This window comes from Burkholderia sp. Bp9143 (genome assembly GCF_003853645.1).
Classification (GTDB): Bacteria; Pseudomonadota; Gammaproteobacteria; order Burkholderiales; family Burkholderiaceae; genus Burkholderia.
On record NZ_QTPO01000012.1, the window covers coordinates 125,211 to 145,510 of the forward strand.

14 protein-coding genes and 2 tRNA genes are annotated in these 20,300 nt (G+C 66.9%); 9 read left to right on the forward strand and 7 right to left on the reverse strand.

Features of this window, described 5'->3' with window-relative positions:
• The first annotated feature begins 80 nt into the window (after positions 1 to 80).
• From clpP to DIE23_RS11820, 6 genes are all read left to right on the forward strand, one after another.
• Positions 81 to 734 carry an ATP-dependent Clp endopeptidase proteolytic subunit ClpP gene (gene clpP, locus DIE23_RS11795; RefSeq protein WP_006496351.1) on the forward strand — a complete coding sequence of 218 codons (654 nt, stop codon included), beginning with the start codon at positions 81 to 83 and terminating at the stop codon, positions 732 to 734.
• A 164-nt stretch (positions 735 to 898) separates the two neighbouring features.
• Positions 899 to 2,170: an ATP-dependent Clp protease ATP-binding subunit ClpX gene (clpX, locus tag DIE23_RS11800; protein WP_006754177.1), complete on the forward strand. Its 1,272-nt coding sequence runs from the start codon at positions 899 to 901 to the stop codon at positions 2,168 to 2,170.
• A 197-nt stretch (positions 2,171 to 2,367) separates the two neighbouring features.
• Entirely contained in the window at positions 2,368 to 4,791 is a 2,424-nt protein-coding gene (lon, locus tag DIE23_RS11805) for an endopeptidase La (RefSeq protein WP_060348425.1), read from the forward strand.
• 205 nt (positions 4,792 to 4,996) lie between these two features.
• Positions 4,997 to 5,072, forward strand: a tRNA-Val gene (locus DIE23_RS11810).
• A 23-nt stretch (positions 5,073 to 5,095) separates the two neighbouring features.
• A tRNA-Asp gene (locus DIE23_RS11815) sits at positions 5,096 to 5,172 on the forward strand.
• Between the two features lie 137 nt (positions 5,173 to 5,309).
• Complete coding sequence (locus tag DIE23_RS11820; protein ID WP_124612279.1) at positions 5,310 to 7,244, forward strand: SurA N-terminal domain-containing protein; 1,935 nt, start codon at positions 5,310 to 5,312, stop codon at positions 7,242 to 7,244.
• 112 nt (positions 7,245 to 7,356) lie between these two features.
• Here DIE23_RS11820 and DIE23_RS11825 read toward each other — a convergent pair whose 3' ends face one another.
• Positions 7,357 to 8,031, reverse strand: coding sequence for an arylesterase (locus tag DIE23_RS11825; protein WP_124612280.1), 675 nt, complete (start codon positions 8,029 to 8,031; stop codon positions 7,357 to 7,359).
• Between DIE23_RS11825 and DIE23_RS11830 the strand changes: the two genes are divergently transcribed.
• Complete coding sequence (locus DIE23_RS11830) at positions 8,030 to 8,731, forward strand: ABC transporter ATP-binding protein (RefSeq protein ID WP_124612281.1); 702 nt, start codon at positions 8,030 to 8,032, stop codon at positions 8,729 to 8,731. The genes DIE23_RS11825 and DIE23_RS11830 overlap by 2 nt on opposite strands.
• Positions 8,732 to 8,805: 74 nt before the next feature.
• Here the strand turns inward: DIE23_RS11830 and pgi are convergent, their stop codons facing one another.
• The 3 genes from pgi to DIE23_RS11845 all read right to left on the reverse strand — a co-directional run bounded on the left by pgi (position 8,806) and on the right by DIE23_RS11845 (position 13,440).
• On the reverse strand, positions 8,806 to 10,428 hold the full coding sequence (pgi, locus tag DIE23_RS11835; RefSeq protein WP_124612282.1) for a glucose-6-phosphate isomerase: 1,623 nt from the start codon (positions 10,426 to 10,428) through the stop codon (positions 8,806 to 8,808).
• A 111-nt stretch (positions 10,429 to 10,539) separates the two neighbouring features.
• Entirely contained in the window at positions 10,540 to 12,084 is a 1,545-nt protein-coding gene (locus DIE23_RS11840) for an NAD(P)H-hydrate dehydratase (protein WP_124612283.1), read from the reverse strand.
• A gap of 51 nt (positions 12,085 to 12,135) precedes the next feature.
• Positions 12,136 to 13,440, reverse strand: a complete 1,305-nt coding sequence (locus DIE23_RS11845; RefSeq protein ID WP_124612284.1) for an FAD-dependent oxidoreductase — start codon at positions 13,438 to 13,440, stop codon at positions 12,136 to 12,138.
• A 330-nt stretch (positions 13,441 to 13,770) separates the two neighbouring features.
• Here DIE23_RS11845 and purL point away from each other — a divergent pair, with 330 nt between their 5' ends.
• Both purL and DIE23_RS11855 read left to right on the forward strand, forming a co-directional pair.
• Positions 13,771 to 17,835, forward strand: a complete 4,065-nt coding sequence (gene purL / locus DIE23_RS11850; protein WP_124612285.1) for a phosphoribosylformylglycinamidine synthase — start codon at positions 13,771 to 13,773, stop codon at positions 17,833 to 17,835.
• Positions 17,835 to 18,377 (forward strand): GNAT family N-acetyltransferase, encoded by a 543-nt coding sequence (locus tag DIE23_RS11855; protein WP_124612286.1) that lies wholly within the window; start codon positions 17,835 to 17,837, stop codon positions 18,375 to 18,377. The genes purL and DIE23_RS11855 overlap by 1 nt, the downstream gene beginning before the upstream one ends.
• 165 nt (positions 18,378 to 18,542) lie before the next feature.
• On the opposite strand, the gene DIE23_RS11860 is transcribed toward DIE23_RS11855, so the two are convergent.
• From DIE23_RS11860 to DIE23_RS11870, 3 genes are read right to left on the reverse strand one after another with little or no spacing between them, the layout of a single operon-like run.
• The gene (locus DIE23_RS11860; protein WP_124612287.1) at positions 18,543 to 19,325 is read right to left on the reverse strand and encodes a peptidylprolyl isomerase; all 783 of its coding nucleotides are present in this window, start codon (positions 19,323 to 19,325) and stop codon (positions 18,543 to 18,545) included.
• A gap of 18 nt (positions 19,326 to 19,343) precedes the next feature.
• The gene (locus tag DIE23_RS11865; protein WP_124612288.1) at positions 19,344 to 19,652 is read right to left on the reverse strand and encodes a BolA family transcriptional regulator; all 309 of its coding nucleotides are present in this window, start codon (positions 19,650 to 19,652) and stop codon (positions 19,344 to 19,346) included.
• Position 19,653: 1 nt separating this feature from the next.
• On the reverse strand, positions 19,654 to 20,184 hold the full coding sequence (locus DIE23_RS11870; RefSeq protein WP_124612289.1) for a septation protein A: 531 nt from the start codon (positions 20,182 to 20,184) through the stop codon (positions 19,654 to 19,656).
• Positions 20,185 to 20,300: the final 116 nt, after the last annotated feature.

The following is a 20,300-nucleotide window of genomic DNA, read 5'->3' on the forward strand; positions in this document are numbered from 1 at the left end:
AGCGCACGGTTGCCATTAATATGGCGATTGAGCGGGCGGCTTCCCTCCGTTCAATTTTCCATTCGAACAAGGTTCATTGAATGATCACTCGCGCTGAATTGCTGGACATGCTTGCTTCGAACGCGCCGCAGGGTTTCGAGGCGCAAGCGCTGGGGCTGGTGCCGATCGTCGTCGAAACGAGCGGCCGCGGCGAGCGTTCGTACGATATCTATTCGCGTCTCCTGAAGGAGCGCCTGGTGTTCATGGTCGGCGAAGTGAACGACCAGACCGCCAACCTCGTGGTCGCGCAATTGCTGTTCCTCGAGAGCGAGAATCCCGACAAGGACATCAGCCTCTACATCAACAGCCCGGGCGGCTCGGTATCGGCCGGCATGGCGATCTACGACACGATGCAGTTCATCAAGCCGGACGTTTCGACCCTCTGCATGGGCCTCGCGGCCAGCATGGGCGCGTTCCTGCTCGCGTCGGGCGCGAAGGGCAAGCGCTTCGCGCTGCCGAACTCGCGCGTGATGATTCACCAGCCGCTCGGCGGCGCACGCGGCCAGGCGTCCGACATCGAGATCCAGGCACGCGAAATCCTCTATCTGAAGGAACGGCTGAACAACCTGCTCGCGCAGCACACGGGCCAGGACGTCGAGCGCATCGCGCGCGACACCGACCGTGATAACTTCATGTCGAGCGAGGACGCGAAGGCGTACGGGCTGATCGATCAGGTGCTGCTGAAGCGCCCGTGAGCTTAAGTGGGGTGCCGCCCCGATTCGCGCGGCGCCCCAGCAACGTCCCGAGTGCCTTGAGCATCTGCGGCAAGCGCATCCAGCCGGCTCCGGTCGCGCCCTAGGCGCGGCGTTCGGAGCATTCGGCGTATCATGTCATCTACCTGTCCGGAGGCTCTACATTCATGGCGGACAAAAAAGGTTCGAACAGCGAGAAGCTGTTGTATTGCTCGTTTTGCGGGAAGAGCCAGCATGAGGTGAAGAAACTCATTGCGGGCCCGTCGGTATTCATCTGCGATGAGTGCATCGACCTCTGCAACGAGATCATTCGCGACGAGGCGGCTGCCGCCGGCGTCGAGGCCAGCCTGTCCCGGTCGGATCTGCCGAGCCCGCAGGAAATTCGCGACATCCTCGATCAGTACGTGATCGGCCAGGAACGCGCGAAGAAAATCCTCGCGGTGGCCGTGTACAACCACTACAAGCGCCTGAAGCATCTCGACAAGAAGGACGACGTCGAGCTGTCGAAGAGCAACATCCTGCTGATCGGCCCGACGGGCTCCGGCAAGACGCTGCTCGCGCAGACGCTCGCGCGGTTGCTGAACGTGCCGTTCGTGATCGCCGATGCGACGACGCTGACCGAAGCCGGCTACGTCGGCGAGGACGTCGAGAACATCATCCAGAAGCTGTTGCAGAACTGCAACTACGAGGTCGACAAGGCCCAGCGCGGGATCGTCTACATCGACGAAATCGACAAGATCAGCCGCAAGTCGGACAACCCGTCGATCACGCGCGACGTGTCGGGCGAGGGCGTCCAGCAGGCCCTGCTGAAGCTCGTTGAAGGCACGATGGCGTCGGTGCCGCCGCAGGGCGGCCGCAAGCACCCGAACCAGGATTTCATCCAGGTCGACACGACCAACATCCTGTTCATCTGCGGCGGCGCGTTCGACGGTCTCGAGAAGGTGATCACCGATCGCACCGAAAAGACGGGCATCGGCTTCGGCGCGACGGTCAAGAGCAAGCAGGAACGCGACGCGGGCGAAGTGCTGCGCGAAACGGAACCGGAAGACCTGATCAAATTCGGTCTGATCCCCGAATTGATCGGCCGTCTGCCGGTGGTCGCGACGCTCGGCAAGCTCGATGAAGCCGCGCTGATGAAGATTCTTGTCGAGCCGAAGAACGCGCTCGTCAAGCAGTATCACAAGCTGTTCGCGATGGAGCGCGTCGAGCTGGAAATCCGGCCGGGCGCGCTGCAGGCAGTCGCCCGCAAGGCGATCCGCCGCAAGACCGGCGCGCGCGGTTTGCGTTCGATCATCGAACAGGCATTGCTCGACGTGATGTACGAGCTGCCGGCGATGAAAGGGGTCAGCAAGGTCATCATCGACGAGAACGTCATCGATGGCGACGGCAAACCCTTGCTGATCTATGAGGACACGCCGAAGGTGGCGGGTTCGAACTGACCGGCTTGCCGACGATGTTCTGCGAAAAAGGCCGTTCATGAGTCCGTGGGCGGCTTTTTTTCGTTTATCTTGTGGGTAACTCTGACTCGACACGCGGTGGTTACTTTCTTACCGAATATTTCCCGCACTTGAAGGCTTGCAATTCGTTGTGGCGGCCTCAATTACCGAACAATTGATTCCACTCATGGGGAAATGAAATGTCAGGCACCCAACTTCTCCCGCCGGAACGCATCACGCTCCCGCTGCTGCCGCTGCGGGACGTCGTCGTTTTCCCGCACATGGTCATTCCGCTCTTCGTGGGCCGGCCGAAATCGATCAAGGCCCTCGAAGCAGCGATGGAAGGCGGCAAGCACATCATGCTCGTCGCCCAGAAAACCGCGGCCAAGGACGAACCGACCGAAAAGGACATGTACGAGGTCGGTTGTATCGCCAACATCCTGCAGATGCTGAAGCTGCCGGACGGCACCGTGAAGGTGCTCGTCGAGGGCCTGCAGCGTGCGAAGGCGTTGTCGATCGAAGAGCAGGAGACGCAGTTCTCCTGCGAAGTGATGCCGCTCGAGCCCGATCACGCCGACAGCGCGGAAACGGAAGCGCTGCGCCGCGCGATCGTGTCGCAGTTCGACCAGTACGTGAAGCTGAACAAGAAGATCCCGCCGGAGATTCTCACGTCGCTGTCGGGCATCGATGAAGCCGGTCGCCTCGCGGACATGATCGCCGAGCGTCTGCCGCTGAAGCTCGACCAGAAGCAGCACATCCTCGAGATGTTCCCGGTCATCGAGCGCCTCGAGCACCTGCTCGCGCAGCTCGAAGCCGAGATCGACATCCTGCAGGTCGAAAAGCGCATTCGCGGGCGCGTGAAGCGCCAGATGGAAAAGAGCCAGCGCGAGTACTACCTGAACGAACAGGTCAAGGCGATCCAGAAGGAACTGGGCGAAGGCGAAGAGGGTGCGGATCTCGAGGAACTCGAGAAGCGCATCAACGCCGCGCGCATGCCGAAGGAAGCGAAGAAGAAGGCCGACGCCGAGCTCAAGAAGCTGAAGCTGATGTCGCCGATGTCGGCGGAAGCGACCGTCGTGCGCAACTACATCGACACGCTGATCGGCCTGCCGTGGCGCAAGAAGAGCAAGGTCAACAACGACCTGTCGAACGCCGAGCAGGTGCTCGACGAGGATCACTTCGGCCTCGAGAAGGTGAAGGAACGCATCCTCGAGTATCTCGCGGTGCAACAGCGCGTCGACAAGGTCAAGGCGCCGATCCTGTGCCTCGTCGGGCCCCCGGGCGTCGGCAAGACCTCGCTCGGCCAGTCGATCGCCCGTGCGACGAACCGCAAGTTCGTCCGGATGGCGCTCGGCGGCGTGCGTGACGAAGCCGAGATCCGCGGTCACCGCCGCACGTACATCGGCTCGATGCCGGGCAAGATCCTGCAAAGCCTCGCGAAGGTCGGCGTGCGCAATCCGCTCTTCCTGCTCGACGAAGTCGACAAGATGGGCATGGATTTCCGCGGCGATCCGTCGTCGGCGCTGCTCGAAGTGCTCGATCCGGAACAGAACCATACGTTCGCCGACCACTACATCGAGGTCGACTTCGACCTGTCGGACGTGATGTTCGTCGCGACGTCGAACTCGCTGAACATCCCGCCGCCGCTGCTCGACCGGATGGAAGTGATTCGTCTGTCGGGCTACACGGAAGACGAGAAGGTCAGCATCGCGCAGCGTTACCTGTTGCCGAAGCAGAAGAAGAACAACGGCCTGAAGGACGGCGAGATCGAGGTCGCCGAGCAGGCGATCCGCGACATCATCCGCTACTACACGCGCGAAGCCGGTGTGCGTTCGCTCGAGCGGGAAGTGTCGAAGATCTGCCGCAAGGTCGTGAAGATGCTGCTGCTGAAGAAGGCATCGGGCGCGATCAAGGTCGATGGCGAGAATCTCGATACGTTCCTCGGCGTGCGCAAGTACGACTTCGGCCTCGCGGCGAAGGAAAACCAGGTCGGTCAGGTGACGGGCCTCGCGTGGACGGAGGTCGGCGGCGACCTGCTGACGATCGAAGCCGCGGTGATGCCGGGCAAGGGCAACGTGATCCGCACGGGTTCGCTCGGCGACGTGATGAAGGAGTCGGTCGAGGCCGCACGTTCGGTCGTGCGCTCGCGTTCGCGCCGTCTGGGCATCAAGGACGAAGCGTTCGAGAAGCAGGACATCCACATCCACGTGCCGGAAGGCGCGACGCCGAAGGACGGTCCGTCCGCCGGCGGTGCGATGACGACCGCGCTGGTGTCGGTGCTGACGGGGATCCCCGTGCGTGCCGATGTCGCGATGACGGGCGAGATCACGCTGCGTGGCGAAGTGCTGCCGATCGGCGGGCTGAAGGAAAAGCTGCTGGCTGCGCATCGCGGCGGCATCAAGCTCGTGCTGATCCCGGAAGAGAACGTGAAGGATCTCGCGGACATTCCGGACAACGTGAAGAACGCGATCGAGATCGTGCCGGTCCGCTGGATCGACAAGGTGCTCGAGCTCGCGCTCGAACGTACGCCAACCCCGCTGCCGCCGGAAGAAGAGGCGAAGGCTGCGGCACCGGTCGGCGAGGCGGCGAAGGATGCCGGCTCGACGGAAGTCGTCAAGCACTGAGAACCTGAACGCCGTCGCTGACGGTTGTTCACGAAACCCGCGGCGTGTCCGCGGGTTTTTTTATGCGCGTCGGTGTCGTGTGTCGAGCAGCGCGTTAAAAATTTTTGCGCATGGGCTTGGCAAAATGATCGGGGATGAATTAAACTTGCGGGCTCGCTGGTTGTTGATGCCGAAACGCAGGTCGCAGCCAGAACGAATCGGAAACGGGTGCTTAGCTCAGCTGGTAGAGCGGCGCCCTTACAAGGCGTAGGTCGGGGGTTCGAACCCCTCAGCACCCACCAGTTTCCCGATTCAGCCAGACCAAGGAGCGGTAGTTCAGTCGGTTAGAATACCGGCCTGTCACGCCGGGGGTCGCGGGTTCGAGTCCCGTCCGCTCCGCCAGAAAATGAAAAAGCCCGCCTTGTGCGGGCTTTTTCATTTGTGTCGTCGGTTGCGCCCGTCCGTTGCGCACCTGCTTTTCTCCCGTGCCACCCTGTATGTTGTAATATCGGACGTTTTGTCCAATTTTCCCGTCACGCATGCTCGATTTCTTCCGTAATCACCAGCGCCTGATGATGGCGCTCCTGCTCCTAATCGTATTGCCGGGGCTGGGTTTCGTCGGGATCCAAGGTTTCCGCGGCTTCTTCGACGACAGCGCGAACGTCGCGGCGATCAACGGGCACAAGATCACGCGGGTCGAATTCGACGGCGCGTTCCGTCAGCAGATCGACCAGGCGCGCCAGGCGCTCGGCGGGCAGTTCGACATCAAGGTGTTCGACACGCCCGAACATCGCAAGCAAGTGCTCGACGGCCTGATCCAGCAACGCGTGCTGGCCGACGAGACGCAACGCCTGCACCTGACCGCATCCGACAACGCCGTGCGCGATGCGCTGATGAGCGACCCGATGATCGCGTCGCTGAAGAAGCCCGACGGTTCGATCGACGTCGCACGCTACGCGCAGCTGCTGTCGTTCCAGGGGATGACGCCCGAGCAGTACCAGGAACGTGTGCGCTACAGCCTCGCGCTGCAGCAGATTCCGGCGAGCATCGTCGCGAGCGCGTTCACGCCGAAGGGCCCGGCGCAACGCCTGTCGGAGCTGGCCGCGCAGCAGCGCGAAGTGCAGGCGCTCGTGTTGAAGACGAGCGACTACGCGGCGAAGGTGCAGCCGACCGACGCACAGCTCACCGCGTACTACGACGCGCACAAGCAGGGCTTCGCGACGCCGGAAACCGCGACGATCCAGTATCTCGTCTATTCGCCGGCAGCGGCCGCCGCGAGCGCGCAGCCGACCGAGGCGGACATCAAGAAGTTCTACGACGACAACCCGACTCACTTCCGCTCGGAAGCGCAGGTGCGCGTGAGCCACATCTTCATCGCCGCGGCGAGCGACGCAAGCGCGGCCGACAAGGCGGCCGCGAAGGCGAAGGCCGAGCAGCTGCTGGCCGACGTGAAGGCGCATCCGGACCAGTTCGCGCAGATCGCGCAAAAGAGCTCGCAGGATGCACCGTCGGCAGCGAAGGGCGGCGATCTCGGTTTCATCACGCGCGGCTCGACCGCGGGCGGCAAGGCGTTCGACGATGCCGCATTCGCGCTGAAGCAGGGCGACGTGAGCGGTATCGTGCAATCGGACCTCGGCTTCCACGTCCTGAAGGCGACGGAAGTGAAGCCGTCGGTGGTCAAGCCGTTCGCGGACGTGAAGGACCAGATCGCAGTCGACCTGAAGCAGCAGTACGCAGCGAAGGCGTTCTCGGACAACGCGGAAGGCTTCACGTCGACCGTGTATGAAAAGGCGAAGACGCTGCAGCCGGCCGCCGACAAGTACAAGCTGACGATCCAGACGGCCACCGTCACGCCGACGCCGAATCCGCAACTGCCGCCGACGAGCCCGCTGAACAATCCGAAGCTCCTCACCGCCGTGTTCGCGAACGACTCGGTGAAGAACCAGAACAACACGCAGGCGATCGACGTGGGCAACAACACGCTGATCTCGGCGCGCGTGACCGACTACAAGCCGGCTGCCGTGCCGGCGCTCGACACGATCAAGGACGCGGTGCGTCAGAAGGTCGTCGCCGAGCAGGCAGCGGAACTCGCGAAGAAGGACGGCGCGGCGAAGCTGGCCGAACTGCAGAAATCGAAGTCGGCGGATGGCTTCGCGGCCGCGCAGAAGGTGTCGCGCACGCAGTCGCAGGGCCTGACGCCGGCGGCGCTGAGCGCCGTCTACAAGGTCGATGCGAAGACGCTGCCGGCGTATGTCGGTGTCGATCTCGGTGCGGACGGCTACGCGATCTATCGCGTGAACGGGGTGATCGCGGGTACGGCCGTCGATCCGCAGCAGCTCGCGGCCGCGCAGCAGCAGATGGCGCAGGTTGAATCGCAAAGCGAAGGCGAAGCGTATCTCGCCGCGCTGCGCGACCGCTCGAAGGTGAAGCTGTACGGCACCACGCAGAGCCAGTCGCAGGACGGCGGCAACTAAGCGGTAGCCAAGCGACAACCAGGCGAAGCGCCGTTCACGGTTGCGCACGCAGCAACAAAAAGCCCCGCTCGAAGCGGGGCTTTTTGCTTTCCGGCGGTGGCGAGTCGTGAGGTCAGCCGCGCGGCTTGCCGAGCAGCGGCTTCAGCGCCGGCCAGACGTTGTCGAGCAGGATGCCCTGTGCCTGCTGCGCGGGATGCATCTGGTCCGACTGGAACATCTCCGGCTTGTTCTCGATGCCGGCCAGCAGGAACGGCACGAGCGGTACGCCCAGTTCCTTCGACAGCCGCGTATAGACCGCATGGAATTTCTGCGTGTAGTCGGGTCCGTAGTTGGGCGGCACGTACATGCCGACCAGCACGACCTTCGCGTGTGCCTGCCGCGCATCGGCGATGATGCCGCGCAGGTTCTGCTCGGTCGTGGCGAGCGGCACGCCGCGCAGCGCATCGTTCGAGCCGAGCTCGACGACGACGATCGATGGCTTGAGCCGTTGCAGCACCGCGGGCAGTCGCGCGCGGCCGCCGCTCGTGGTGTCGCCGCTGACGCTTGCGTTCGCGACGCTATAATCGATTCGCTCGGTCGCGAGCCGTTGCCGCAGCAGCGCAACCCAGCCGGTGTCGCGCGGCAACCCGTATTCGGCCGACAGGCTGTCGCCGAGCACGACGAGCGCGGGCTGGCCCGATGTCGGGGTCGCCGCCGTCGCGGCGCGGGCGGGCATGGTTGTTGCGGCCAGGGTGCCCAGCAGCGCGGCGAGCGCCGCGCGCCTTTTCCAGCGGAATGTCGTGTCCATGTTCAAGATTACCGATCCGATCATTGAAGTCCATGACGTATGCAAGCGGGTTGCCGATGCAACGGGCGAGCTGACGATCCTCGACGGCATCACGCTCGCCGTGCGGCCCGGCAGCAGCCTCGCGATCGTCGGCGCATCGGGGTCGGGCAAATCGACACTGCTCGGCCTGCTTGCGGGGTTGGACAGTGCAACGAGCGGCACGGTTCGCCTGCTCGGCCGCGCGCTCGACCAGCTCGACGAGGACGAGCGCGCCGCGCTGCGCAACGGCGCAGTCGGGTTCGTCTTCCAGTCGTTCCAGTTGATGCCGCACCTGACGGCACTCGAGAACGTGATGCTGCCGCTCGAACTGCAAGGCGGCATCAGTGCGCGCGACGCGGCCGATCGTGCCCGCGCACTGCTCGTGCAGGTCGGTCTCGCCGAGCGCACCGCGCATTATCCGAAGCTGCTGTCGGGTGGTGAGCAGCAGCGTGTCGCGCTTGCGCGCGCGTTCGTCACGCATCCGGCGATCCTGTTCGCCGACGAACCGACCGGCAGCCTCGATGCGGCCACGGGCCACGCGGTCATCGACCTGATGTTCGAGCTCAACCGCACGCACGGCGCGACGCTCGTGCTCGTCACGCACGATGCCGAACTCGCGCGGCGTTGCGCGACGACGGTCACCATCGACGCCGGACGCATCGTCGCACCGCACGCGGTGTAGCGCGACACTGAATTCTTGCCGGCCGCACAGGGTGGATCGCCCCGGGCGGCCGGCACGCGTTCGATGCTGTCGCGTCAGCGCTTGAGCGCCGCACGCGCGCGCTCGATCAGCGCGGTCGTCGACGAATCGTGCTTCGCGGGATCGACCGACTCGGCCGACAGGTCGGCTTCGACGACCTTGCCGAGAATCTTGCCGAGCTCGACACCCCACTGGTCGAACGGATTGATGTCCCACACCGTCGCCTGCACCAGTACCTTGTGCTCGTAGAGCGCGATCAGCGCGCCGAGCGTGCGCGGCGTCAGCGCATCCACCAGCAGCGTCGTCGTCGGGCGGTTGCCCGGGAACGTCAGGTGCGGCGCGAGCGCTTCCTTGCCGGGGCCGGCGACCTTGCGCGCTTCGTCGAGCGTGCGGCCGAGCATCAGCGCTTCACTCTGTGCGAAGCAGTTCGCGAGCAGCTTCGGATGATGGCTCGCGAGCGGATGCTCGGGCGTCAGCACCGCGATGAAGTCGATCGGCACGATCGTCGGGCCCTGGTGCAGCATCTGGAAAAACGCGTGCTGGCCGTTGGTGCCCGGCTCGCCCCACGTGACGGCTGACGTCGGGTAGTCGACGAACGTGCCGTCCAGGCGCGCGGACTTGCCGTTGCTTTCCATCTCGAGCTGCTGCAGGTACGACGGCAGGTAGTGCAGCGCTTCCGAATACGGCGCGACGAGATAGCTTTGCGAGCCGAAGAAGTTGCGGTACCAGATGCCGATCAGGCCGAGCAGCACCGGCAGGTTGCGCTCGAGCGGCGCTTCACGGAAATGGCGGTCCATGTCGTTCGCGCCGGCGAGCAATTCGTCGAACTGCTCGGGTCCGATCGCGAGCATGATCGACAGGCCGACCGCCGACCATAGCGAATAGCGGCCGCCGACCCAGTCCCACATTTCGAACACGTTGTCCGCGGCGATGCCGAACTTCACGACTTCGGCCGGGTTGGCCGACACGCCGACGAAGTGCTTCGCGAGCGCGTCCTCGGGGCAGCCGCGCGCGACGAACCAGTCGCGCAGCGAGCGTGCGTTCGTCATCGTCTCGAGCGTAGTGAAGGTCTTCGACACGACGATCGCGAGCGTTTCTTCCGGGTCGACCTGTTCGAGCACGCGCGCGAGATCGGCGCCGTCGACGTTCGACACGAAGTGGGTCGAGATGTCAGGCGTCGCGACATGGTGCAGCGCGTGCGTGACCATCTTCGGTCCGAGATCCGAGCCGCCGATGCCGATGTTGATCACATGGCGGATGCGCTTGCCGGTGTAGCCGGTCCACGCGCCGCTGCGCACGGCGCGCGCGAAGGTCGCCATCTTCGCGCGCTCGGCGCTGACCTGCGCATGGAACGGTGCGTGCGGGTCGGTCGCGCGCAATGCGGTGTGCAGCGCGGCACGGCCTTCGGTCGGGTTGACGATCTCGCCGGCGAACATCGCGTCGCGGCGCGCCTCGACGCGCGCTTCGCGGGCCAGCTGCACGAGCAGGCGCAGCGTGTCGTCGTTGATGCGGTTCTTCGAGAAGTCGGCCGCGAGGCCGCCGCCAGGGACCGTGAAGCGTTCGGCACGGGTCGGCGCGCGGTCGTTTTCCGGCGCGAACCAGTCGCGCAGCCGCGCATGGCGGATCTGTTCGAAGTGGGATTGAAGGGCAGTCCAGGCGGGGAGCGAATTCAGCGTCATGGCGGCTCGAGTGAAGCGTGAATCGGGAGGAATGCCGCGCCGGCGCATCGGGATCGGAAGGCCGGCGGACGAGCGGGCCCGCCGTGCGGCGGGGCACTCAGTATAGCGGCGTTACATGTCGGCGCGCGGCGACGGGTAAAAAAGGCGATTGATCAGCGTGCGCACCATCGGCGCCAGTTCGCCAGCGGTGAGGCCGGCCGGTCCCGTGCCGTGCGCGGTCAGCGTATCGGCCGCGAGGCCGTGCAGGTACACGCCCGCAAGCGCGGCTTCGTACGGTGCGACGCGCTGCGCGAGCAACGCGCCGATCAGTCCGCCGAGCACGTCGCCGGTGCCGCCGGTGGCGAGCGCCGCATTGCCGGTCGGGTTGATCGTCAGGCGGCCGTCGGGCGCCGCAATCACCGTGCCCGAACCCTTCAGCACGACGACGCTCGCGTAGCGCGCGGCCAGCGCCTGTGCCGCGGCCAGCCGATCGTGCTGCACCGTCGCGGTATCGCTGCCGAGTAGCCGCGCTGCCTCGAGCGGATGCGGCGTCAGTACGCACGCATGGCCGCGTGCGCCGCGGGCGGCAACGGCGGCCGCGAGGTCGGCGTGCGTCGCGACGAGGTTCAGCGCGTCGGCGTCGAGCAGCGTCATGGTGTCGTGCGCGAGCACGTCGCGCACGAGGGTGGCCGCGGTCTCGCGCGCGCCGAGGCCGCAGCCTGCCGCGATCGCGGACATCGCATCGAGGTCGAGACTGTCCGCGGGGTGCAGCATCAGTTCGGGAAAGGGCGGGTCGTACGGCGGCGCGCCGGCGCCAAGCAAGCCGACATGCACCTTGCCGGCGCCCGCGAACAGCGCGGCACGCGCGGCGAGGATCGGCGCGCCGCACATGCCGGTATCGCCGCCGAGCACCGCCAGGCTGCCGAACGTGCCCTTGTGCGACGCGAATGCGCGGGCGGGCAACGCGTCGGCGAATCGTGCCGGCGCATTCAGCACGACGGCCGGCGCGGCGGGCGGTGCGACGTCGAGCGACGCGATGTCGATCGCGCCGGCGAGGTCGCGGCCGTCGCCGGTGTAAAGGCCCGGCTTCGCGCCGATGAAGGTGAGCGTGTGCGTCGCGGCGACGGCGACACCCGCGCCGACGATCCGGCCCGTGTCGCTGTCCAGTCCGCTCGGCACGTCGAGCGCGAGCACGCGGCCGCCGCTTCGGGCATGCGCGGCGATGCGCGCGGCCTGGGCGGCGAATGGGCCGTCGAGTGCGCGACCGAGGCCGATGCCGAATAGTCCGTCGACGACCCACGCGTAATCGTCGAGCGACGCGGGCGGTTCGGTCGACAGCGGCACGCCGGCCGCGCGCGCGAGGCCGAGCGCCCATCGTGCGTCGTCCGGCTTGACCGGCACGGGCATCCAGGCCTGCGTCGCGACGCCGAGCTGCTGCAGCTCGGCGGCGGCCACCAGCGCATCGCCGCCGTTGTTGCCGGGGCCGACGGCGAACCAGACCGGGCGATCGTCGCCGGCGACCCGTTCGGACAGCCAGCGCGCGGCGGCGGCGCCCGCGCGGCCCATCAGCGTGTGCGGCGGCAGTTCGGCGGTCGCGGCGGCCTCGGCCGCGCGCAGGTCGGCGACGCGCAGCAGCGCGAGCGGGGCGGAGTCGGGAAGCGGGCGGGTATTCGTCATCGCGGGGTCATGGCGGCGCAAGGGAGCCGCCCCGGGACGAGCCCGCGGCGGTCAGGTCGTGAAGCGCGCGGCGCTCAGCGCGGCGAGCGTGTCGGCGGGCCACTGCTGCGTGTCGCCGGCCAGATAGTCTGTCACCACTTTAGCAGACCCGCACGCGAGGCCCCAACCGGCCGGACCGTGACCGACATTGACGAACACGCGCGGATGCGGGGTCGGACCGACGACCGGCAGGCCGTCCGGCGACAGCAGTTGCGAGCCTTGCCACGACAGCGCGGCGGAAATCTTCGCGGCACCCGGCACCCAGTCGTGCACGGCCTGGCCGAGCAGCGCGAGAGCGGCCTCGGACAGCGGCTCGGGGAGGGGCTTCGCGGTGTCGGCGAGGCTCTGCAGCACGGCGCCGCCACCGATGCGCAGCCGCTGGTGGGTGCGCGTGATCGAGATCCGCTTGATCGAATCGACGACGCTCAGGTGCGGCGCATGTTCTTCGTACGCGACCGGGGCGGTCAGCGTATGTGCGCGAACCGGATGCAGCGGCAGCCGCCAGCCGAGCCGCTCGAGCAGCGGCAGGCTGCCGGCGCCGGCGGCGACCACGATCGCGTCGGCCGAAATCACGTCGACCTCGTGCGCTTTCGTCGCGCGCCGACCGCCGGCCGGCGGCGCGAGCTCGACCGCGGCGCGGCCGGTGTCGACGCGGATCGCGGCCACGTCCGCGCCGAAGCGGAACTGCACGCCGTGCTCGTCGAGCGTCTGCTTGACCAGTTTCGCGAACAGCGGGCAGTTTCCGGTGCGCTCGCTCTCGAGCAGCACGCCGCCGGCGAAACCGGGCTCGGCCGGCACCGACGGCTCGAGTGCCGCGCATTCGTCGGCCGTGAGCACCCGGTACGGCTGGTCAAGCGTGCGCAGCAGGTCGAGCGCCGGCTGCAGCGCTTCCCAGTCGCGCGGGTCGCGCACGACGTGCAGGATCCCGGGTTTCTGCTCGAATTCGAGCTGGAAGCGCGCCTCGATGTCGGCGATCGACTCGCGCGACGCGTCGATCAACGGGCGCAGCCGCGCATACTGCGTGGCGAACGCGTCGGGCTCGCGCAGCGCGGCGAGCTGCTTGACGAAGCGGCGCACGCCGCCGTTGAAGCCCGGCTTGTAGACGATGCCGGTGTCGCGCGGCTGGCGCTGGCGCATGAAGGTCGGGCCGAACCAGACGTCGAGCGGGCTCGGCAGCAGCGTGCCGCCGTCGCCGTAGGTCGCGCCCTGCGCGACGGTCGCGTGGCGTTCGACCACGCACACGCGATGGCCGGCCGCGCGCAGCTGGTAGGCGGTGGCGACGCCGCTGATTCCGCCGCCGATGACGATGACATCCATGGATTGCTTCGATGACGGGCGGCGTGCATGCCGCCCGGTGAGAATTCGCTGACGGGCCCCCGGCCCGGTGAACCGGGAATGATAGCGCCAAAATCGCGCAAACCGGCGTCACGCGATCCCATCCGATTCCGCCGCGGTGCAGTCACCGGCCGCCGCGGCCGCGCGCACCGGTCCGGCGGGCGGTTGTGCGCGGCGGATGCCGGTGCACTGTCGCGGTGCGTGACGGGTGCGGATCAGCCGGTCTGGGACGACCGACTTCCGGGTATAATTACGGCCTTCCTTTCGCCCCACGTCGCCACCTCGCGCGACTCATCGACGTCAGTCCAGCCCATGGCTCACTTCTCGTGTTTTCCCGGCGCTTCGGCCCTCTCCGATTTCCGTCAAACCCGTCTGCTCGACACGCTCAGGCAAATCGACGCCAACATCGTCGCGGTGCGCGGCCAGTTCCTGCACTTCGTCAATGCGGCCGAGCCGCTGTCGGCGGACGACAGCGCACGCATCGACGCGCTGATGCACTACGGTGCGCCGTTCGAGCCGGCGGCCGAAAAGGGGACGGCCGAGACCTTCGTCGTGCTGCCGCGCTTCGGCACGGTTTCGCCGTGGGCGAGCAAGGCAACCGACATCGCGCAGCACTGCGGCCTCACGCAGGTGCGCCGCATCGAGCGCGGCGTCGAATTCACGGTCACGCTGAAGTCGGGCCTGCTCGGCGGCAAGAAGGCGCTGTCCGACGACGCACGCGCCGCGGTGGCAGCCGCGCTGCATGACCGGATGACCGAAAGCGTGGTCGCCGCGCGCGACGACGCGAAGCACCTGTTCGACGAGCTGCCGGCCAAGCCGCTCGCGACCGTCGACGTGCTGGGCGTCGGCCGCGCCGCGCTCGAGCGCGCGAACGTCGAGCTGGGCCTCGCGCTCGCCGACGACGAGATCGACTACCTGGTCGACGCGTTCCGCAAGCTCGAACGCAACCCGACCGACGTCGAACTGATGATGTTCGCGCAGGCGAACAGCGAGCACTGCCGCCACAAGATCTTCAACGCGCAGTGGACGATCGACGGCGAAGCGCAGGACATGTCGCTGTTCGCGATGATCCGCAACACTGAGAAGCTGAGCCCGCAAGGCACGATCGTCGCGTATTCGGACAACTCGTCGATCATGGTCGGCGCCGAAGCCGAGCGCTGGTTCCCGCGCAACGCGGGCGCGGCCGGCGAGCCGGGCGAACGCTATGGTCGCCACACCGAGCTCACGCACACGCTGATGAAGGTCGAGACGCACAACCACCCGACGGCGATCTCGCCGTTCCCGGGCGCGGCGACCGGCGCGGGCGGCGAGATCCGCGACGAAGGTGCGACGGGCCGCGGTGCGCGTCCGAAGGCCGGCCTGACCGGCTTCACGGTGTCGAACCTCGACCTGCCGGATGCACGCCAGTCGTGGGAAAACGCACGTGACGCGGCGCAGCCGGTCGGCGAGCGCAACCCGAACGATGCGCACGGCCCGTACGGCCGTCCGGACCGCATCGCGTCGCCGCTGCAGATCATGATCGACGGCCCGCTCGGCGGCGCCGCGTTCAACAACGAATTCGGCCGTCCGAACCTCGGCGGCTACTTCCGCGTGTACGAGCAGAACGTCGACGGCCAGGTGCGCGGCTATCACAAGCCGATCATGATCGCGGGCGGCCTCGGCAACATCGCGGATCAACACACGCACAAGCACGACGTGCCGGCCGGCTCCCTGCTGATCCAGATCGGCGGCCCCGGCATGCGGATCGGCATGGGCGGCGGCGCGGCGAGCTCGATGGCGACCGGCGCGAACACGGCCGAACTCGATTTCGACTCGGTGCAGCGCGGCAACCCGGAAATCGAGCGGCGCGCGCAGGAAGTGATCAACGGCTGCTGGCAGCTCGGCGCGGAAAACCCGATCCTGAGCATCCACGACGTCGGCGCGGGCGGCCTGTCGAACGCGTTCCCCGAAATCGTCGACGGCGCGGGCAAGGGCGCACGCTTCGAACTGCGCAAGGTCGCACTCGAGGAATCGGGCCTGTCGCCGCGTGAAATCTGGTCGAACGAGGCGCAGGAGCGCTACGTGCTGGCGATCGCGCCGGCCGACCTGCCGCGCTTCGAGGCGATCTGCGCACGCGAGCGCTGCCCGTTCGCGGTGGTCGGTGTCGCGACCGACGAACGCGAGCTGAAGCTCGTCGACGACGAAGCAACGGGCATCGAGGAATTCCCGGTCGACATGCCGATGGAAGTGCTGCTCGGCAAGCCGCCGCGCATGCACCGCGACGTCGCGCGCGTCGCGACCGAGCGCGCGCCGGTCGACGTGACGGGCATCGCGCTGTCGGAAGTCGCGGTCGAGGTGCTGAAGCACCCGACGGTCGGCAGCAAGTCGTTCCTGATCACGATCGGCGACCGTTCGGTCGGCGGCACGTCGGTGCGCGACCAGATGGTCGGCCCGTGGCAGGTGCCGGTGGCCGACTGCGCGGTGACCGCGCTCGACTATGCGGGCTTCAAGGGTGAGGCGATGACGATGGCCGAGCGCACGCCGCTCGCGGTGATCGACGCGCCGGCATCGGGCCGCATGGCTGTCGGCGAGGCGATCACGAACATCGCGAGCGCGCCGATCGCGGCGCTCGACAAGCTGAAGCTGTCGGCGAACTGGATGGCCGCGTGCGGCACGGCCGGCGAGGACGCCGCGCTGTTTGACACGGTCAAGGCGATCGGCATGGAGCTGTGCCCGGCGCTCGGGATCGGCATCCCGGTCGGCAAGGACTCGCTGTCGATGAAGACCAAGTGGGACGAGCAGGGCGTCGCGAAGGAAGTGGTGTCGCCGGTGTCGCTGATCATCTCCGCGTTCGCACCGGTCGAGGACGTGCGCCGTCACCTGACGCCGCAACTGCGCCGCATCGCCGACGCGGGCGACAGCGTGCTGATCGCGATCGATCTCGGCCGCGGCAAGAACCGGATGGGCGGCAGCATTTTCGCGCAGGTCACGCAGCAGGTCGGTGACGCGACGCCGGACGTCGACGATCCGGAAGACCTGAAGGGCTTCTTCAACGCGATCCAGTCGCTCAATGCGCAAGACAAGCTGCTCGCGTACCACGACCGCTCGGACGGCGGCCTGTGGGCGACGGTGTGCGAAATGGCGTTCGCGGGTCACGCGGGCGTGTCGCTGAACGTCGACATGCTGACGCTCGACCCGAATCATGAATCGGACTATGGCGACGCGAAGGACTGGGCGAAGCAGACGAGCGGCCGTCGCGAGGATCGCACGCTGCGCGCGCTGTTCTCGGAAGAGCTCGGCGCCGTCGTGCAGGTGCGCGCGATCGATCGCGACGCGGTGCTCGGCGCGCTGCGCGAGTTCGGCCTGTCGGCGTGCTCGCACGTGATCGGCACGGTCAACGATCGCGACGTGATCGAGGTGTACCGCGACGCGAAGAAGGTGTTCGACGCGCCGCGCGCCGACCTCCATCGCGCATGGGGCGAAGTGAGCTGGCGCATCGCGCGCCTGCGCGACAACCCCGCTTGCGCGGACGCCGAATACGACGCGCTGCTCGACGCGGCCGATCCGGGCATCTCGCCGGTGCTGACCTTCGATCCGGCCGACGACATCGCGGCGCCGTTCATCGCGACGGGCGCGCGCCCGCGCGTCGCGATCCTGCGCGAGCAGGGCGTGAACTCGCACCTCGAAACGGCGTATGCGTTCGACCGCGCGGGCTTCGACGCGCACGACGTGCACATGAGCGACCTGCTGGCCGGCCGCGCGACGCTCGCCGATTTCGCGGGCGCGGTGGCATGCGGAGGCTTCTCGTACGGCGACGTGCTGGGTGCCGGCGAAGGCTGGGCCAAGACGATCCGCTTCAACGCGAACCTCGCCGACATGTTCTCGGCCTTCTTCGCGCGCCCGGACACGTTCGCGCTCGGCATCTGCAACGGTTGCCAGATGCTGTCGAGCCTTGCGTCGATGATCCCGGGTGCGGAAGCGTGGCCGAAGTTCACGCGCAACAAGTCCGAGCAGTTCGAGGCGCGCTTCTCGTTCGTCGAAGTGGAGAAGTCGCCGTCGATCTTCTTCGCGGGGATGGAAGGCTCGCGGATTCCGGTGGCGGTCGCGCACGGCGAAGGCTATGCGGATTTCTCGCAGCAGGGCGACATCGATCGCGTCGCGGTTGCGATGCGCTACGTCGACCACCGCGGCGAAGCGACCGAGCGTTATCCGCTGAACCCGAACGGGTCGCCGGCCGGCATCACGTCGGTCACGACGGCCGACGGCCGCTTCTCGGTGTTGATGCCGCACATGGAGCGCGTGCACCGCACGGTCACGATGAGCTGGCATCCGGAAGGCTGGGGCGAAGCGAGCCCGTGGATGCGCGTGTTCCGTAACGCACGCCGCTGGATCGGCTGATGCTCGATCCGCACGCACCGGTCGAGATCGTCACGCTGCGCGACGAACGCGCGCGCGACGTCGATGCGATCGGTCGCGTGATCGCGGCTGCGTTCGCGGACGAGCCGCAGCACGGGCAGTTCGAACGGCGGATCGTCGACGCGCTGCGTGCGGAGGGTGCGCTCAGCGTGTCGCTCGTCGCGGAGCGCGACGAGCGCGTGATCGGTCACGTCGCGTTCTCGCCGGTCTCGATTGGCGGCGAGCCGGCCGGCAGCCACGCGTGGTACGGGCTCGCGCCGCTCGCGGTGCTGCCCGAATGCCGGTGCCAGAGCATCGGTGCGGGGCTCGTGCGCACGGGGCTCGATGCGTTGCGCCGGCTCGGTGCGCGCGGCTGTGTCGTGCTCGGCGATCCCGCGTACTACGCGCGTTTCGGCTTTGTGCCGTCCCGCGATCTCGTGTTCGCGGATGCGCCGCCCGAGTATTTTCTCGCGCTGCCGTTCGACCAAGCCGCGCCGCGGCCGTCGGGTGAGGTCCGCTACCACGATGCGTTCCATCCGGCATAGCGGGTTGCTGCGCCGCCCGTACGAGCTCCCGCAGACCTGAAAAGCCGCCTTGAAGCGGCTTTTTCTTTGTGCGCTCGCCGCGTGAACCGGCTGACCGCCAGCATGCGTGAAAAAGAAAAAAGGCCGCTCTGGGAGCGGCCTTTGCGTGGGCGATCGTCGCCGACGTTACTGGATCTTCGCCTGCTGGCGCAGGCCTTCCTCGAACGCCTGCAGCTTCTGCTGCACGAGCTGTTGCGCGATCTGCGCCTTCACCTGGTCGAACGGCGGCGGGGCGATGTCGCGGATGTCGTCGACACGGATGATATGCCAGCCGAACTGCGTCTTCACCGGCGCGTCGGTCATCTGGCCTTTCTGCAGCTTCTGCGCGGCGGCTGCGAATTCCGGCACGTACGCCTTCGGGTCGGACCAGTCGAGGTCGCCGCCGTTCTTGCCCGAGCCCGGATCCTTCGAGTACTGCTTCGCCAGATCCTCGAACTTCGCGCCGCCCTTGATCTTCGAGATCAGGTCCTTCGCCTGCTGTTCGCTGTCGACGAGGATGTGGTGCAGGTGATACTCGCGGTTGCCGCCGGCACCCTTCACGAGATCGTCGTAGCGCGCCTTCACTTCCGCGTCGGTCGGCTGGTTCTTCTTCAGGAAGCTCTCGATCATCGAGCGCAGCACGACCGTCTGCTGCGCGACGGCGACCTGCGCCTTCACGTCCGGGCGGTTCGGGATGCCTTCGCGGATCGCTTCCTGCATCAGGATTTCGCGGTTCACGAGTTCCTGGCGCACGGCTTGCTGCAGTTGCGGGCTGTCGGTCTGGCCTTGCTGGACGAGCTGCGCGACCATCGCATCGGCGCGCGACTTCGGAATCGGCGTGCCGTTGACGACGGCGATGTTCTGGGCGAATGCCGGTGCCGCTGCAAAGGCAGCCGCCGCGACCCACAGGCGGGGGGATTTCAGGATCATCGGGAATTCCTGTTGAGACTAGATTGAAGATTCGTTGAATTCTTCGGGCGTGTAAGCCACGATCGCGAGCGCGTGAATGCCGCGCTGCATCGCATCAGCGAGCGCATCATACACCAGCCGGTGCCGTGCGACGCGCGGCTTGCCCGCGAAGGCGGCCGACACGATCGTCACCGTGTAATGGCCGCCGGCGGCCGCGCCGGCGTGGCCCGCGTGCTGCGCGCTGTCGTCGCGCACCGCGAGCGACAGCGGCGCGAGCGATGCGGTCAGGCGCGCTTCGATCAGCGCGATGCGTTCGTCGGGCGAGGCGTCGAGAAAGGTGTCGGTCATGTCATTCGTCCTTCAGGTACTTCGTGAGCCACAGGCTCTGCAGGATGATGAACACGACCATCGCGCCCGTCGTGCCGAACAGCTTGAAGTTCACCCATTGCGATTCGGTGTAGTTGTGCACCACGTACAGGTTCGCGACGCCGAGCACCGCGAAGAACAGTGCCCACGCGACGTTCAGCTTGTCCCACACGGGGTGCGGCAGCGTGAGCTGCTTGCCCATCATCTTCTCGATCAGGTTGTTGCCGAATACATAGCGCGCGGCAAACAGCCCGATCGCAAACAGCCAGTACAGCACAGTCGGTTTCCATTGAATGAATTTCTCGTCATGCAGGACGAGGGTGGCACCACCGAAGACGACGATCACGCCGAGACTGACCCACAGCATCGTGTCGACTTTCCGGTGCCGGAAGGCGACCCACGCGACCTGGGCCAGCGTCGCGACGATCGCGACGGCGGTGGCGGTGAAGATGCCCCAGACCTTGAAGGCGGCGAAAAACAGGATGATCGGAAACAGATCGAACAGGAATTTCATGGCGCTCGCAGCTGCGTGAAAGGCCGCATCGCGCGGCCTTTCACCGTTGTGGGGACCCGCCAGGCGCCACCGTCCGGGATCGGGGCAGCCGGGAAGGCTGTCCGACCGATCCGTCC

Bases quoted from the DNA above. Each gene is read 5' to 3' on its own strand.
- purL (WP_124612285.1), top strand. From the start codon at position 13,771: ATGGCTCACTTCTCGTGTTTTCCCGGCGCTTCGGCCCTCTCCGATTTC.
- DIE23_RS11820 (WP_124612279.1), top strand. From the start codon at position 5,310: ATGCTCGATTTCTTCCGTAATCACCAGCGCCTGATGATGGCGCTCCTG.
- clpX (WP_006754177.1), top strand. From the start codon at position 899: ATGGCGGACAAAAAAGGTTCGAACAGCGAGAAGCTGTTGTATTGCTCG.
- pgi (WP_124612282.1), bottom strand. From the start codon at position 10,428: ATGACGCTGAATTCGCTCCCCGCCTGGACTGCCCTTCAATCCCACTTC.
- DIE23_RS11840 (WP_124612283.1), bottom strand. From the start codon at position 12,084: ATGACGAATACCCGCCCGCTTCCCGACTCCGCCCCGCTCGCGCTGCTG.
- DIE23_RS11825 (WP_124612280.1), bottom strand. From the start codon at position 8,031: ATGGACACGACATTCCGCTGGAAAAGGCGCGCGGCGCTCGCCGCGCTG.
- lon (WP_060348425.1), top strand. From the start codon at position 2,368: ATGTCAGGCACCCAACTTCTCCCGCCGGAACGCATCACGCTCCCGCTG.
- DIE23_RS11830 (WP_124612281.1), top strand. From the start codon at position 8,030: ATGTTCAAGATTACCGATCCGATCATTGAAGTCCATGACGTATGCAAG.
- DIE23_RS11870 (WP_124612289.1), bottom strand. From the start codon at position 20,184: ATGAAATTCCTGTTCGATCTGTTTCCGATCATCCTGTTTTTCGCCGCC.
- clpP (WP_006496351.1), top strand. From the start codon at position 81: ATGATCACTCGCGCTGAATTGCTGGACATGCTTGCTTCGAACGCGCCG.
- DIE23_RS11845 (WP_124612284.1), bottom strand. From the start codon at position 13,440: ATGGATGTCATCGTCATCGGCGGCGGAATCAGCGGCGTCGCCACCGCC.
- DIE23_RS11865 (WP_124612288.1), bottom strand. From the start codon at position 19,652: ATGACCGACACCTTTCTCGACGCCTCGCCCGACGAACGCATCGCGCTG.
- DIE23_RS11855 (WP_124612286.1), top strand. From the start codon at position 17,835: ATGCTCGATCCGCACGCACCGGTCGAGATCGTCACGCTGCGCGACGAA.
- DIE23_RS11860 (WP_124612287.1), bottom strand. From the start codon at position 19,325: ATGATCCTGAAATCCCCCCGCCTGTGGGTCGCGGCGGCTGCCTTTGCA.